The sequence below is a fragment of the Micromonospora sp. B9E7 genome, assembly GCF_039871815.1.
Classification (GTDB): Bacteria; Actinomycetota; Actinomycetes; order Mycobacteriales; family Micromonosporaceae; genus Micromonospora.
The window spans coordinates 84,240-99,011 of record NZ_JBDPLX010000024.1; the positions used below are offsets into that span (position 1 = coordinate 84,240).

15 protein-coding genes are annotated in these 14,772 nt (G+C 70.5%); 5 read left to right on the forward strand and 10 right to left on the reverse strand.

Features of this window, described 5'->3' with window-relative positions; translation table 11 throughout:
• Window positions 1-21: 21 nt before the first annotated feature.
• Window positions 22-210 (reverse strand): hypothetical protein, encoded by a 189-nt coding sequence (locus ABGB10_RS28490; RefSeq protein WP_347664077.1) that lies wholly within the window; start codon window positions 208-210, stop codon window positions 22-24.
• Window positions 211-375: 165 nt separating this feature from the next.
• Between ABGB10_RS28490 and ABGB10_RS28495 the strand changes: the two genes are divergently transcribed.
• The gene (locus ABGB10_RS28495) at window positions 376-624 is read left to right on the forward strand and encodes a DUF2277 family protein (RefSeq protein WP_347664078.1); all 249 of its coding nucleotides are present in this window, start codon (window positions 376-378) and stop codon (window positions 622-624) included.
• 52 nt (window positions 625-676) lie between these two features.
• Here ABGB10_RS28495 and ABGB10_RS28500 read toward each other — a convergent pair whose 3' ends face one another.
• Together ABGB10_RS28500 and selD are read right to left on the reverse strand one after the other, a co-directional pair.
• Window positions 677-1,156, reverse strand: coding sequence for a hypothetical protein (locus ABGB10_RS28500; RefSeq protein WP_347664079.1), 480 nt, complete (start codon window positions 1,154-1,156; stop codon window positions 677-679).
• A 248-nt stretch (window positions 1,157-1,404) separates the two neighbouring features.
• On the reverse strand, window positions 1,405-2,394 hold the full coding sequence (selD, locus tag ABGB10_RS28505; protein ID WP_347664080.1) for a selenide, water dikinase SelD: 990 nt from the start codon (window positions 2,392-2,394) through the stop codon (window positions 1,405-1,407).
• Window positions 2,395-2,589: 195 nt separating this feature from the next.
• On the opposite strand from selD, the gene ABGB10_RS28510 reads away from it, so the two are divergent.
• From ABGB10_RS28510 to ABGB10_RS28525, 4 genes are read left to right on the forward strand one after another with little or no spacing between them, the layout of a single operon-like run.
• Window positions 2,590-3,345, forward strand: coding sequence for an amino acid ABC transporter ATP-binding protein (locus tag ABGB10_RS28510; protein WP_347664081.1), 756 nt, complete (start codon window positions 2,590-2,592; stop codon window positions 3,343-3,345).
• A 56-nt stretch (window positions 3,346-3,401) separates the two neighbouring features.
• Window positions 3,402-4,280, forward strand: coding sequence for a glutamate ABC transporter substrate-binding protein (locus ABGB10_RS28515; protein WP_347664082.1), 879 nt, complete (start codon window positions 3,402-3,404; stop codon window positions 4,278-4,280).
• 41 nt (window positions 4,281-4,321) lie between these two features.
• Window positions 4,322-5,029, forward strand: a complete 708-nt coding sequence (locus ABGB10_RS28520) for an amino acid ABC transporter permease (RefSeq protein ID WP_347664083.1) — start codon at window positions 4,322-4,324, stop codon at window positions 5,027-5,029.
• A complete protein-coding gene (locus ABGB10_RS28525; protein ID WP_347664084.1) occupies window positions 5,026-5,997 on the forward strand; it encodes an amino acid ABC transporter permease in 972 nt (323 codons plus the stop codon). The genes ABGB10_RS28520 and ABGB10_RS28525 overlap by 4 nt, the downstream gene beginning before the upstream one ends.
• A gap of 130 nt (window positions 5,998-6,127) precedes the next feature.
• On the opposite strand, the gene rny is transcribed toward ABGB10_RS28525, so the two are convergent.
• From rny to ABGB10_RS28560, 7 genes are all read right to left on the reverse strand, one after another.
• Window positions 6,128-7,894: a ribonuclease Y gene (gene rny, locus ABGB10_RS28530; protein ID WP_347664085.1), complete on the reverse strand. Its 1,767-nt coding sequence runs from the start codon at window positions 7,892-7,894 to the stop codon at window positions 6,128-6,130.
• A 606-nt stretch (window positions 7,895-8,500) separates the two neighbouring features.
• Window positions 8,501-9,190 carry a regulatory protein RecX gene (locus ABGB10_RS28535; protein ID WP_347664086.1) on the reverse strand — a complete coding sequence of 230 codons (690 nt, stop codon included), beginning with the start codon at window positions 9,188-9,190 and terminating at the stop codon, window positions 8,501-8,503.
• 14 nt (window positions 9,191-9,204) lie between these two features.
• The gene (gene recA / locus ABGB10_RS28540) at window positions 9,205-10,251 is read right to left on the reverse strand and encodes a recombinase RecA (RefSeq protein WP_007456801.1); all 1,047 of its coding nucleotides are present in this window, start codon (window positions 10,249-10,251) and stop codon (window positions 9,205-9,207) included.
• Between the two features lie 184 nt (window positions 10,252-10,435).
• Window positions 10,436-10,636: a DUF3046 domain-containing protein gene (locus tag ABGB10_RS28545; RefSeq protein WP_145784952.1), complete on the reverse strand. Its 201-nt coding sequence runs from the start codon at window positions 10,634-10,636 to the stop codon at window positions 10,436-10,438.
• Between the two features lie 4 nt (window positions 10,637-10,640).
• Window positions 10,641-12,032 (reverse strand): MFS transporter, encoded by a 1,392-nt coding sequence (locus ABGB10_RS28550; RefSeq protein WP_347664087.1) that lies wholly within the window; start codon window positions 12,030-12,032, stop codon window positions 10,641-10,643.
• 249 nt (window positions 12,033-12,281) lie between these two features.
• A complete protein-coding gene (locus tag ABGB10_RS28555) occupies window positions 12,282-13,886 on the reverse strand; it encodes an FAD-dependent oxidoreductase (RefSeq protein WP_347664088.1) in 1,605 nt (534 codons plus the stop codon).
• Between the two features lie 127 nt (window positions 13,887-14,013).
• Window positions 14,014-14,718, reverse strand: coding sequence for a UdgX family uracil-DNA binding protein (locus tag ABGB10_RS28560; RefSeq protein WP_347664089.1), 705 nt, complete (start codon window positions 14,716-14,718; stop codon window positions 14,014-14,016).
• Between the last annotated feature and the right edge of the window lie 54 nt (window positions 14,719-14,772).

Genomic DNA, 14,772 nt, shown 5'->3' on the forward strand with positions numbered 1-14,772 from the left:
ACCGCACCGGCAGGCCATCTTTCAGATGGACGAGTTGAAGGCGGCGACGGGCACACTGCCGGGCGGCACGGACTGGCCCGCGACGACGCGCCTGCGGACCGCCTCGACCAGATCGGCGTGCTCGACGGCGATCCGTTCCAGCGGGGTGTGCAGGCTACGGGTGAGGTCATCCAGGTCGGGACGGGATGGGCGGGTGGGGGCGTGGTCCACAATGAGTCTCCGGGGGCCCGGGGCGCTGGGAGCGCGAGCGGCGAGAATGGCTCGAAAGGCTCTGGTCCGTGACCAGGATAGACAAATATCGACCAAGTGTCACCGTCGGTACAGTTGTCGGCACCACGGGTGGCAGGCCGCCGGGTCGACAGAGGAGGAGCGCACATGTGCCGGAGCATCAAGACGCTGCGTGAACCGTTCACCCCGCAGGTGACGGACGCGGACGTCGAGGCGGCGGCGTTGCAGTACGTCCGGAAGATCTCTGGCTTCCGGGCGCCCGCCGCGCACAACGCCGCCGCGTTCGACGCCGCGGTGGCCGCCGTGGCCGAGGCCACGCGCACCTTGCTCGACCAACTGGTGGTGCGGGGTGCCGGTGCGGGCACCCCGGACCGGCAGGCCACCGCGTCCCACTGATCGCCGGCGCGCCCCGACCCGTCCGGGCCGGCCCGGCCTGACCCTTGCGAGGTCAGGCCGCGGCGAGCGCTGGGGCGACCGTGTCGGGCGCCCAGCGCGAGCGGTGGCACTGCGACCAACCCCGGCAACCCGGGTCGCCCAACGTGCAGAGCCGTTTCCGGGTGAGCACCTCACCGTCGTCGGTGTCCCGCACGTCGAAGTGCACCGGACGGACCGTGCCGTCCGGAGCCACGAGCAGGTGCCGGCCCGCGTCGAGCGTGTCGTCGCGCAACAGGCAGTTGCGGCCCAGCAGTCGAGCGAGCGCGGCGATGCTGGCGTGCTCGGGGAGCTGCTCGGGCACCCCGTAGACGTCCACCACCGTCGCGAACTCGCCCGGCGCCTCCCACACGTCGCACACCACCGCGTACGCCGGCAGCCGGGCCGGATCGGCCACCGCCAACGGCATCACCACCCGACCAATGGCCTCGGCCAGCGCCGGGTAGACCTGGACGGGTTGAGCCCCGTCGATTCTCCAGTTCCACAGCTCGGTCATTTCGCCTCCTCGCTGCGTTCGTCCCCACCGGCCTCCGGATCGGGCCTTACTGACGATGGTGGAGGGCATTTGACCCCAGCCGGGCGCAAGTTACCGGTCTGTGACCATTCCGGGCAAAATTTCCCTGAGCGGCATTGCTCGGAGTAGCGGGAAGGTGACAGTTTATCGGGTACGGTGCGGCAGCCGCACCACCACCGCCGCGTGTCCTCACGTTCCTCGCCGATGCCTGCCGGGTGTTATCGGATCGGTCAGCGCAGGACGACCAGGTGCTCGCCACGCGGCAGCAACTCGCCCACCACCGGAGCGCCGGGCACCTCGCCGGCCACCAGCAGGCCGCCGGAGGTCTGCGCGTCGGCCAACAGCAGCCGCTCGTCCGCCCCGGCAGAGCCGAAATCGGTCCACGGCGTCACCCACGCCAGGTTGCGCTGGCTGCCGCCGCTGACGTAGCCGTCGCGCAGCGCCTCCCGCGCACCATCCAGGTACGGCACCCGGGCCGTGTCGATGGCCACCGTGAGCTGACTGGCCCGGGCCAGCTTCGAGGCGTGCCCGAGCAGACCGAACCCGGTCACGTCGGTGCCGCAGCGGATGCCGGCGGCGACCGCCGCGCGGGCAGCGTCCCGGTTGAGCGCGCTCATCGAGGCCACCGCCTGCGGGAAGCTCTCGCCGGTGTTCTTGTGCCGGGTGTTCAACACACCCACCCCGAGCGGCTTCGTCAGCGACAACGGCACTCCGGCCCGCCCGGCGTCCAGGGTGATCAGCTCTTCGGGCCGGACGGTGCCGGTGACCGCCAGCCCGTACTTCGGACCGTCGTCGTCCACGCTGTGCCCACCCGCCAGGTGACAGCCGGCCTCCCGCGCCACGTCCTGCCCGCCGCGCAGGACCTCGCCCGCCAACTCCATCGGCAGCACGTCGCGCGGCCAGCACAGCAGGTTGAGCGCCACCAACGGGGTGCCGCCCATCGCGTACACGTCGGAGAGCGCGTTGGCCGCGGCGATGCGACCCCAGTCGTACGCGTCGTCGACCACCGGGGTGAAGAAGTCGGCGGTGCTGACCAGGCCGGTCCGCTCGTCCAGGCGTACCACCGCCGCGTCGTCGCCGTGGTCCAGCCCGACCAGCAACTCGGCGGTGCCGGTAGCCGGGCCGAGACCGGCCACCATGATCTCCAACTCGCCCGGCGGGATCTTGCAGGCGCAGCCACCGCCGCGGGCGTAACGGGTCAGCCGTACCGGTTCGGTCATTCCCTCATGATCGCGACAACCGGCCACGATCGCTACCGGTGCCACCCAGACGGTGACCGAAATCGGACCGACCACGACGATCGTGACCGGTGTTACCGCTCCGTGACCCGCCGAGTTGCATTCCGCCACATCAGGCCGCCTACAGTGGCCGCACCGGGGGTCAACCGACCCCGATCCGGGAGACGACAGGGGACGGTGGACGACGTGACGACGGGCGAACCGCTCATCGTGCTGGACGCGGTCAACAAGTGGTTCGGGCCGCTGCACGTGCTGGACGACGTCTCACTGTCGGTGGGTCGGGGCGAGGTGGTCGTGGTGATCGGCCCGTCCGGCTCCGGCAAGTCGACGCTGTGCCGCACCATCAACCGACTGGAGCCGATCAACTCCGGCACCATCACCTTCGACGGCCAGCAGCTGCCGGCCGAGGGCAAGCCCCTCGCGAAGCTGCGCAGCGAGGTGGGCATGGTCTTCCAGTCCTTCAACCTCTTCGCGCACAAGACCATCCTGGAGAACGTCACCCTCGGCCCGATCAAGGTCCGCAAGGAGAAGCCGGCCGCCGCCCGTGAGCGCGGCCTGGCCCTGCTCGACCGGGTCGGCATCGCCAACCAGGCGGACAAGTTCCCGGCCCAGCTCTCCGGCGGGCAGCAGCAGCGGGCGGCCATCGCCCGGGCGCTGGCCATGCAGCCCAAGGCGATGCTGTTCGACGAGCCCACCAGCGCCCTGGACCCGGAGATGGTCGGCGAGGTGCTGGACGTGATGACCTCGCTGGCCCGCGACGGCATGACGATGGTCGTGGTCACGCACGAGATGGGCTTCGCGCGGCACGCCGCCAACCGGGTCATCTTCATGGCCGACGGGCAACTGGTCGAGGACGCCCCGCCAGCGGAATTCTTCGCGAACCCGCGCAGCGAGCGGGCCCGGGACTTCCTCTCCAAGATCCTCACGCACTAGGCGTCCGTAGTGGAGCGCGCCGCACTCGGTGGGCTCCGTCGAAGAAGGAGAAGAGTATGCGTATCACGCGCGTTGCGGCAGTCGCCGCGGTCGCCGCTCTGGCGCTCGGCCTCACCGCCTGCGGTGGCGACGACGGCGGGGAGGGCACCGGCGCTGGCAGCAAGTCCTTCGCCGCCGGCAGCACCATGGAGAAGCTGAACAAGGCCCAGAAGATCAAGGTCGGCACCAAGTTCGACCAGCCCGGCTTCGGACTGAAGGGCCTGTCGGGCAAGCCGGAGGGCTTCGACGTCGAGATCGCGAAGATCATCGTCAAGGAGCTCGGCATCCCCGAGGACAAGATCGAGTGGGTCGAGGCCCCCTCGAAGGTCCGCGAGGACGTCATCGTCAACGGCACGGTCGACCTGGTCGCCGCGACCTACACGATCAACGACAAGCGCAAGGAGCGGATCGCCTTCGCGGGCCCGTACTACGAGGCCGGCCAGAACATCCTGGTCAAGAAGAGCGACACCACCATCACCGGTCCGGACTCGTTCAAGGACGGCACCAAGAAGGTCTGCTCCGTCACCGGCTCCACCCCGGCCGAGACGATCAAGCAGTACGTCAAGGACGTCGGCACCCAGCTGGTGCTCTTCGACACCTACGACAAGTGCCGGGACGCCCTCAAGGGCGGCCAGGTCGACGCCGTGACCACGGACAACGTGATCCTGCTCGGCTACATCGCCAAGGACGAGGCCTCCTTCAAGCTGGCCGGCAGCAACTTCACCAAGGAGCCGTACGGCATCGGCGTGAAGAAGGAGGACGCGGACTTCCGCAGCTTCGTCAACGACACGCTGGACAAGGCGGTCGCCGACGGCAGCTGGAAGAAGGCCTGGGACGAGACCGCCGGCAAGTTCGGCGCGGAACTGGGCTCGGCGCCCACCATCAACCGCTACTGATCTGATCCTTCGATCTGGAGGGTGGGGAGGAACACCGACCCGTGAACGTGCTCATCGACAAGTTCGACGTCTTTGCGGGTGGTTTCTGGCTCACCCTCCAGATCTGCATCCTCGCCGCGATCGGCGCCCTCGTCCTGGGCGCCATCGTGGCGGTGCTGCGCATCTCACCGGTGCCGCCGCTACGCGCCCTCGGCACCAGCTACGTGAACGTCTTCCGCAACATGCCGCTGACCGTGGTGATGTTCTTCGCCGCGTTCGGCCTGCCGGCGCTCGGCTCCAACGCGGACTTCCTCCGCATCCCGGTGGTCGACTCGCTGTTCACCCGGCTCGGCACCGATCTCCCGTACTTCCGGTTCGCCCTGATCGCCCTGGTGCTCTACACCGCCGCGTTCGTCTGCGAGGCACTGCGGTCCGGAGTCAACGCGGTGCCCGCCGGCCAGGCGGAGGCGGCGCGGTCACTGGGTCTGACCTTCGGGCAGAACCTGCGCCACGTGGTGCTGCCGCAGTCCTGGCAGGCGTCGGTGGTGCCGCTCGGCTCGGTGATCATCGCGATGATCAAGAACTCGGCGCTGGCCGGCTTCTTCGGAGTCGTCGGCGACCTGTCCGCCACGGCTGATCAGCTGACCGGCGCCGAGGGCTACGCCTTCATCCCGGTCGCCATCGGGATCTCGATCGGCTACCTGATCATGACTGTGCCGCTCGGCGCCCTGCTGGACCGGATCGAGAAGCGACAGGCGGTGGCCCGATGAGTCAGCAGACCAGCGTCCTCTACGACGTCCCCGGGCCGCGGCAGCGGCGGATCACGCTGATCAGCAGCATCGTCGCCGGTGTCGTCCTGCTCATCGGGGCGTACCTCCTGATCTATCGGCCCCTGGACGAGAAGGGCCAGTTGTCGATGGAGTTGTGGGGTCCGCTGGTCGACCCCTCCAACGAGAACTTCTCCCTCGTGTGGGAGCGGATCGGCCTCGGCTTCAAGAACACCCTGATCGCGGCGGCGATGGCCATCGTGGCCTCGCTGGTGGTCGGCACGCTGCTGGCGATGCTGCGGATCCAGCTCAAGAGCCTGACCGGTCGCAAGTTCACCGGCCTCGCCACGCCGCTGGCGTACCTGCTGCGCGGGGTGAGCGCGCTGCTGTCGGCGGTCACCCGGGTCTGCGTCGAGGTGTTCCGCGGCCTGCCGGTCGTGATCACCATCTTCTTCGTGGCCCGCGGCTTCCCCGAGTTCGGCCTCTACTTCGACAACCTCTGGTATCTGGTCATCGGCCTCACCATCTACAACTCGGTGGTGATCGGCGAGATCCTCCGCTCCGGCATGGAGGGCCTGCCGGGCGGCCAGGCGGAGGCCGCCGCCGCCATCGGGCTGTCCCCGACACAGACCACCCGGATGATCCTGCTGCCGCAGGCCTTCCGGATCATGCTGCCGGCACTGATCAGCCAACTGGTCGTGGTGCTCAAGGACACCTCTCTGGGGTTCATCATCAGCTACGAGGAGACCCTGAACATCGGCAAGCAGATCATCGGCGTGCTGGGTAACCCGATCCAGGTCTACGTCGTGATCGCCGTGCTCTTCATCGTGGTGAACTACTCGCTGTCGAAGCTCGCCCAGTACGTCCAGCAGCGGCTCGCCAAGGGCCGCAAGACCGCGGGCACCCCGGCGCAGAATCCGCCGCCGGCCGCGCTGATCTCCCAGTCCGAAAGCTCCGGCACGGGCGTCTGACACCAGCTCGCACGCGAAAGGGCCAGCCCAGCATCGGGCTGGCCCTTTCGTTTCGCTCGGTACGTGACAGCTGACTTGCGGGGTCCTCGGGTGACCCGACGCCGCTGATCGCCGTGGTGGCCGGGCGGCCTCAGCGGGCGATCTCGGTGACCCGGGACTCGCGGACCACGGTGACGCGGATCTGACCCGGGTAGGTCAGCTCCTCCTCGATCTGCTTGGCCACGTCCCGGGCCAGCACGGCCGCGCCGATGTCGTCCACGTCGTCCGGCTTGACCATCACCCGGATCTCCCGGCCGGCCTGCATGGCGAAGACCTTGTCCACGCCGAGCTTGCCGGCCGCGATCTCCTCGATCCGCTCCAGCCGCTTGACGTACGCCTCCAGGCTTTCCCGGCGCGCGCCCGGCCGACCACCGGAGCAGGCGTCGGACGCCTGGGTGAGGACGGCCTCGATGGTCTGCGGGGGCACCTCGTTGTGGTGCGCCTCGATGGCGTGCACCACGTCCTCGTGCTCGCCGTACTTGCGGGCCAGATCCGCGCCGATGATGGCGTGACTGCCCTCCACCTCGTGCGTGAGCGCCTTGCCGATGTCGTGCAGGAACGCCGAGCGCTTGATGATGGGCACGTCCAACCGCAGCTCGGCGGCCATGATGCCGGCGATGTGGGCGGTCTCGACCAGGTGCTTGAGCACGTTCTGCCCGTACGAGGTGCGGTAGCGCAGCCGGCCGAGCAGGGTCACCAGCTCCGGGTGGATCTCGGTGATGCCGACCTCGACCAGGGCGTCCTCGGCGGCGCGGAGGCAGAGCTGCTCCACCTCCTGCCGGGCCAGGTCGTAGACCTCCTCGATCCGGTGCGGGTGGATCCGCCCGTCCAGGACCAGCTTCTCCAGCGTCAGCCGGCCCACCTCTCGGCGGACCGGGTCGAAGCAGGAGAGCAGCACCGCCTCAGGAGTGTCGTCGATGATCAGGTTGACGCCGGTCACCGACTCGAAGGCGCGGATGTTGCGCCCCTCCCGGCCGATGATCCGCCCCTTCATCTCGTCACCGGGCAGGTGCAGGACGCTGACCACGCTCTCCGCGGTCTGCTCGCTGGCGACCCGCTGGATGGCGTCCACCACGATGTGTCGGGCCCGCTGCTCGGCGGTGTTGCGCGCGTCGGACTCGATGTCGCGTACGAGCAGCGCCGCCTCCCGCTTGGCAGACGTCTCGATCGCGTCGATCAGCTCCAGTCGCGCCGAGTCGGCGGTGAGCCCGGCGATCCGCTCCAGCTCGCGACGGCGCAGCTCCTCGGACTCGGACAGCTCGACCTCCCGCTGGGCGAGCGCGGACTCCCGGGCGGCGAGCGCAGCTTTCGCGGCGGTGAGCTGCCGCTCCCGCTCGGCGAACCGCTCCACCTCCTCGGTGTGCATCCGCTCCCGCTCGTCCATCCGGGCGGCCCGCCGTTCGACCTCGGCGGCCTGCTCCCGGGTGGTGGCGGCCAGCACCGCGACCTCCCGCTCGCCACTGCGCCGCGCTGCCGTCCGCAACTGCTCGGCGTCCGCCTCGGCCTGCTTGTGGGCGCGCTCCAGAACGGTGTCCGCCTCGGCGCGGGCGTCGTCGAGCACCCGGCGCGCCTCCGCGCGGGCCGCCTTCGCCTCCGCCTTCGCCGCCGCCGCCTCGGTACGCGCCGCAGCGGCGGCGGACTTCGCCACGTCGATCGTGCTGTTCGCCTCGTCGGCCGCGGTCCGTAGGGCAGCGAGGGACTGCTCCTGGCGGTCCTTCTCGGCGATGAAGGCGGGATCCTCCGGAGCCGGCGCGGAGCCCATCCGGCGCAGCGTCCGGATGCCCACCAGCACGGCCCCGATCACCACCACCGCGAGGACGAGGACGGCCGCGAGGAGCACGACATCGAAGGCGTTCATGCCGGAACCCCGTCGGGTCTACCGGTGAACCTGTGCCGCCGCCCCGCCATGGCCGCCTCCCCTAACGTCGAGACCGCAGCGACCGTGCCGGGGCACACTCCTGCGGCTGTGGACGCCCGACCGGAGCGGCTGGCCGTGGGTAGCTCTCTCCGCCGGCGGTGCCCGCGGGCAACGTCGGCGACCGGGTGCAGTTGTCGCGGCGTCCCGGACCGGCCAGTCCGGAGCTGCCGCCAAAGGCCGCGGAGTCGGCCAAAGTGATGCTGTCTTGTTACGCGATCTATGTTGTGCGCTTAGCCTGCAATGGTCGGGCAATGTGAGCCTGTATGGCGAGGCTAGGTCTCCGGGGGTGCTCTGGTCAAGGACTCATGATCAAACCCCCCGAACGGAGAGAAGTTGAATCGTCACCCAAAGCTGATGTCGTTGCGGACACAGAGTGACAAAAACCGCGACCTGGCAGGCTCGATTGACATGTCGTACCTGTTCAGGGACGACGACCCAGTGGGCAGAGCCGACTTTGTGACAACCATGACGTCAGTGCCGAGGAGCGCGCCGACTCCACCGCGCGCGTCGCGGTCCAGACCGAGCCCGACAGCCCCGGCGGGCCGGTCACTCCACCGCGCGGGTGTCCCGGTCCAGGTCACCCTCGGCGTCAGCTAGCGCGTCGGCGTCGATCTGCTCGGCGAACTCGGCCGCCTCGGCGCTCTGCGCGGCCAGCGCGTCCTTCACCGCCCGGATCGCCACGCCCGGCGGGTAGCCCTTGCGGGCCAGCATGCCCACCAGCCGACGGAAGATCGCGTCGGGCTCGCCCCGGGCCGTGCGCAGTTTGCGCTCCACGAGGGCGCGGGCGGTGTCCGCCTCGGTCTCCTCGTCCAGCTCACCCAGCGCCTCGGTGGCCACGTCACCGTCGACGCCCTTGCGGCGCAGCTCGTTGGCGAGCGCCCGGCGAGCCAGGCCGCGCCCGGTGTGCCGACTGGACACCCAGGCTCGGGCGAACGCGGCGTCGTCGATGATGCCGACCTCGTCGTACCGGTCGAGCACCTCGGCCGACACCTGCTCCGAGATGCCCCGCTTGGCCAACGCTCCGGCCAGCTCGGCCCGGGTGCGGGGCCGGACGGCGAGCTGGCGCAGGCAGATCTCGCGAGCCACCTCGGACTCGTCGCGCGGCGTGGCCGCCGGTTCATCCGCCGACGACTCGGCCCGGCGCCCCCGACGGGGACGCGGCGGATCAGCGGCGTCGCCCGCACGGGGCGGACTGGCATCCCAGCCCCGCCCCGTGCGTGCGCGTCGTCCTGCCATGGGTCAGCGACCGGTCAGAAGTCGACCGGCGGCAGCTCCGGGCCACCGGCGGCGTCACCCGCGCCGACCCCGACGCCGAGCTTCTCCAGGATCTTCTTCTCGATCTCGGCGGCCACGTCCGGGTTTTCCTTCAGGAACTCCCGGGCCTTCTCCTTGCCCTGGCCGAGCTGGTCGCCGTCGTACGTGTACCACGCTCCGGACTTACGGATGATCGCCTGCTCCACGCCGACGTCGATCAGCGAGCCCTCACGCGAGATGCCCTTGCCGTACATGATGTCGAACTCGGCCTGCTTGAACGGCGCGGCGACCTTGTTCTTCACGACCTTGACCCGGGTGCGGTTGCCGACCACGTCGGTGCCGTCCTTGAGGCTCTCGATGCGTCGCACGTCGAGCCGGACCGAGGCGTAGAACTTCAGCGCCCGACCACCGGTGGTGGTCTCCGGGCTGCCGAACATGACGCCGATCTTTTCCCGCAGCTGGTTGATGAAGATCGCCGTGGTGCCGGTGTTGCTGAGCACACCGGTGATCTTCCGGAGCGCCTGGCTCATCAGCCGGGCCTGGAGACCCACGTGGCTGTCACCCATCTCGCCCTCGATCTCGGCGCGCGGCACCAGGGCCGCCACCGAGTCGATCACGATGATGTCCAGGGCGCCGGAACGGATCAGCATGTCCGCGATCTCCAGCGCCTGCTCGCCGGTGTCCGGCTGGGAGACCAGCATCGCGTCGGTGTCGACACCGAGGGCCTTCGCGTACTCCGGGTCGAGCGCGTGCTCGGCGTCGATGAAGGCGGCGATGCCCCCGTTGCGCTGGGCGTTGGCCACCGCGTGCAGAGCCACCGTGGTCTTACCGCTGGACTCGGGACCGTAGATCTCGACCACCCGGCCGCGCGGCAGGCCACCAATGCCCAACGCCACGTCGAGCGCGATGGAGCCGGTCGGAATGATCGCGGTCTGGACGACCGGCCGGTCACCCAGCCGCATCACCGAGCCCTTGCCGAATTGCTTGTCAATCTGAGCGAGAGCAAGGTCGAGTGCCTTCTCCCGGTCAGGCCCTGCTGCCATGGTTGCCACCCCTGCCTTCGCCGGCGTCTTTGCTGAGCTTCGCGTCACGCGGACACGCTAGGCGCTGGGTCCGACAGAAAACCAGCCGACGGGCCGCGAGCTGTGGACGAGCACCCCGCTGTGGACAATAGCCGAACAGGTGTACGACTCGACAAGCGACACGCGGAAGCGACGAAAAGGCTGCTCAGCGTAGTCGGGCAGGCACTCGGTCGGGATACGCGGCGCAGACCGCCCGCCAGACCACGTTCGTCCGCTCACCCGACGCCAGTGCCTGCTCGATGGTCCGTCCGTCGAGCTGCGACAGCACCTGGTCGCGAGCGATGCTCGCCGCGTAGCCGGGCCCGAACGCCTCCTCCAAGCGCGCCCAGAAGTCGGTCAGCCGCACGTGATCAGCCCTCCTCGTCCGGTGCCCCGGTCGGCACCGGGCGCAACGCTAGCGCCACCAGGGGCACCGCCGCGACCGCCGCCAGCAGGGTGAGCACGGGATAACCGGCGAACTGCATGACAAACCCGCTGACCACGGCAGCGACGGCCCCGGCCAACCCCATGATCAGGTCGGAGAACCCCTGGACGCTCGGCCGCACCCCGGTCGGCACCGACTCGGACAGCAGCGTCGAGCCGGCCACCATCGTCCCCGACCAGCCCAGCCCGAGCAGGACCAGACCCACCGAGAGCCGGGGTGTGTGGTGCCCGGCGGTGCCGGCGACCGCGCAGGCGGCCAGCAGCAACCCGACCCCGCCGAGGATCACGGCCCGCCGGCCGAGCCGGTCGGTGAGCCAACCCACCACCGGGGAGAACGCGTACATGCCCGCGATGTGCAGGCTCAGCACGATGCCGACCAGGCGCAGTACGTCGGCGTCGGCGTGCGACTCGCCGAGCCGGACCGGGGTCATCGCCATCACCGCCACCATGACCAGGTGACCGACCGCCACGGCGGCGATGCCGAGCCGGGCGGCGGGCAGCTCGCGTACCACCGACCAGGCTGCCCGCATCCCGGCGCCGCGCGGCGCGCGCACCTTGACCGGCGCGGCGGCCGGCATCGCACCGCCACCTGCCGCCGGCGCCTCGGCCGCCACTGCGGCCGCCGTCGCGTCGGTGGCCGGCGGCAGATCGGCGGCCGGCGCCTCGGCCACCGCGAGCCGCCGCGCGGTGAGCAGCGGGTCGGGCCGGAGCAACCCGAGGAGTACGACGGCAGCCAGCACGAACGCGGCCGAGCTGAACGCGAACGGGCCGGCGAGCGGGGGCAGCCCCCAGCCGGTGGTGATCCGGTCGGCCAGCGCGGCGAAGTTCGGTGCGGCCACCGCGCCGATGGTGGTCGCCCAGACGATCAGGGAGAGCTGCCGCCCTCGTCGGGCCGGCTCGGCGAGATCCACCGCCGTGTAGCGGGCCTGGAGATTCGCGGCGGTGCCCCCGCCGAAGAGCAACATGCCGAGGAAGAGCAGCGGCACCCAGCGGGTCACCGCGGACAGCACCACGAGCACGCCGCCGACGGCACCGACCGCGTACGCCACCACCAGCCCCGGTCGCCGCCCGTGCCGGTCCATGATCCGGGTGACCGGCACGGCGAGCAACGCCGCGCCGACCACCCCGGCGCTCTGCGCCACACCGGCCACCGCGGTACCGGCGATCCGCGCGGCGAGCAGCGCGCCCACCGCGATGCCGATGGTGACGCCGACACCGCCGACGATCTGGGTGGTGAAGAGCAGCCGGAGGGTACGCCGCTGGATCGACGTGAGGTCGGGGCGGGCGGCGGTGCCCGGCGCGGTCAGGGCGGTGGCCATCGGGCGCTCCTCAGGAAGGGGTGACCCATCCTCGCGCACCAGCGACACCACCCGCCGCCCCGCCGCCCCGCCCGCCCCCGCCGCGCCGCCGCACCCCCGCCCGCCCGAAAGATCCGCGCAACTTCAGGGATGCTGCTGCTTCAGCGTGCGTGGAGGCAGCACTTTCCCCGAAGTTGCGCGGGCCTTGATCGGGCGCGCGGACCTTGACCGGGCGCGGACCTTGAGCAGGCGCGGCGGTCAGTCGGTCGGTCAGTCGGCCATGACCCGCTGGTGCAGCGACGACACCGCCGAGCGGGCCGCCACGAACGCGCCGTGCTGCCAGGCCACCTCGTGGCTCAGCCAGTCGCCGGCGAAGTAGACCCGCCCGGCCGGCTGGAGCAACAGGTTGTAGCCGGCCGTGCCGTAGCGAGGTGAGGTCCAGGCGCCCTCGATGTAGCGCGTCCGGTCCCAGGCGTGGGAGTACGAGGTGAGCAGCTCGCTGCGGTACTTGTCACCATGGATCTTCACACCCTGGCTGACCGCACGCTCCCTGCGTTGCTCGGGTGTGAGCCCGCTGTACGCCCTGGCGTTCGCCCCGGTGTTGTAGTAGCCGACGACCAGGCCGCGCTTGCCGTGGAAGCCGTGCGACGGGTACCAGATGTGCGACAGGTCCAGATCGGTCTCGGTGATGCCGCCGTAGATCCGCTGGTCGGTCTCCCACCAGCGGCTGCGGTACTCCAGACCGATCTTGCCGGCGGCGGTGACCGGGAAGTCGGCCAGGGCGGCGGTCACCGCCGTGCCGAGATTGTGCGGTACGCGGGCCATCAGGTGCGGTGGCAGCGTGGCCACGCAGTAGTCGGCGGTGAGCTGTGCCTGCCGGCCACCCTGCCGATAGGTCACCTCGACGTTGCCGCCCCGGTCGGTCACCCCGGTCACCTCGGCGTCGAGCCGGATCCGGTGCATGCCCACCGCCTTGGCCAGGGCCCGGGGGATCTGGTCCATGCCGCCGACCGGCTGGAACATCAGCATGGCCTGGTCGTAGCCGAACTCGAAGGAGAAGTACCGGCCGACGTTGCTGGCGAAGACGTCGGAGAGCGCCGGCGGCGTACCGAGCGGGCTGCCCACGTCGTTGCCCGCGCCCGGATAGGCGGCGAAGCCCCGGCGGTTGGTCCCGGTGTACGCCCAGCCGTTGGTGCGTCCGCCGATCGCACCGAAGCTCTGCAGGAACGTCAGCAGCCGGGTTCGGTCCTCGGCGGTGAGCTGGGCGTCCAGCGCACCCTGGTCGGTGGCCTTCGCCAGCAGTTCCGAGACGTAGCCGTACACGTCGGCCTTGGCCGTGCGGTACCGGACCGGCTCGGTCATCCCGGCGGACTCGTTGTAGATCCAGGCGTCGGCGTTCTGGTTGGTGAAGACCTCGACGGGTACGCCGAGTTCCCGGCAGTAGTCCATGGTGACCATCCACTGCGCGATCCGGCCCGGCCCGGCGTTGAAGTAGACCCCGTCGGAGAAGCCCGCCCGCTGGGTCCGTCCATCGAGGTCGGTTTCGACGTCGCCGCCGCGGATGGTCAGGTTCCGCCCGCCGACGCGGTGCCGCGCCTCGAGGATCGTGCAGCGGTAACCCGCCTTGCCCAGCTCGTAGGCGGCGGTGAGACCCGCGATGCCGCCCCCGAGGATGACCACGCTGGCACCCGGCCGTCCGGTCAGCGTGAAGTCGGACCGCTCCGGCGGCCGGAATGCCGGGGTGACCGACGCTTCCGCGCTGGGAGCGAGGCCCATCGCGCCCATCGTGGCGAGCATCGCACCGGCGCCACCGCTGACTCCCACCGCACGCAGGAACCCACGCCGGCTGACCGTCGACTGTGTCTGATCGCTCATCACGCCTCCCTACAAGATCGACTCGCATGAGTCTGCAGAGAAGCTGTTTCACGAATCGCGCAGTGCCGTTTCCGGTAGGTATCGGCTCATCGCCGACTGCCGACCACGCGAACGACCGGCAGGAGCGTCAGGCGGGCAGGGCGCGGGTGACGACGGTGAGGTCGGCGACCAGACCCTCGTACGCCTTGTCCTGGTCGTCGGCGCGGAGCACCGCGGACGGGTGGATGGTGGCCAGCAGCCGAGCATCCGGCGCGTCGGCGCGCTTTCCGGTGTTGTCCACCGGCACCCGCCGGAAGTCTTCCGGGTGCTGGGCCGAGGCGGGCCAGGGCAGCAGCTCGCCCCGCTGCCGGGTGACCCGGAAGGACGGGCCGAGCAGCGCCTTGGCGGCGGTCGCGCCGAGCACCACCACGATCTCCGGGCGCAACCGGGCGAACTCGGCGACCAACCAGGGTCGGCAGGCCGTGATGTGCGCCTGGTCGGGGGTCTGGTGGATCCGCCGCTTGCCGCGCTGCTCGAAGCGGAAGTGCTTCACGGCATTTGTGAGGTAGAGGTGACCCGGGTCCAGCCCGGCGTCGTCGACCGCGCGGCGCAGCAGCCGACCGGCGGGGCCGACGAAGGGCAGCCCCTTCTGGTCCTCCATGTCGCCCGGTTGCTCGCCGACCAGCACCACCCGGGCGCTCTCGTCGCCCCGGCCGAAGACCGTCTGCGAGGCGTCCCGATACAGCTCACAGCCCCGACAGCCGCCTGCGGCGGCGCGCAGGGCGTCGATGGTGTCGGCGTCGGGCGGGATGAACCGCTGGGCGCCCGGGGCGTTCCCGGTCTGCTCGGCCATGCCGACTGTTATATACCCGTTCGATGCCCGGTGCCGGGTACGCCCGCCCGCCGA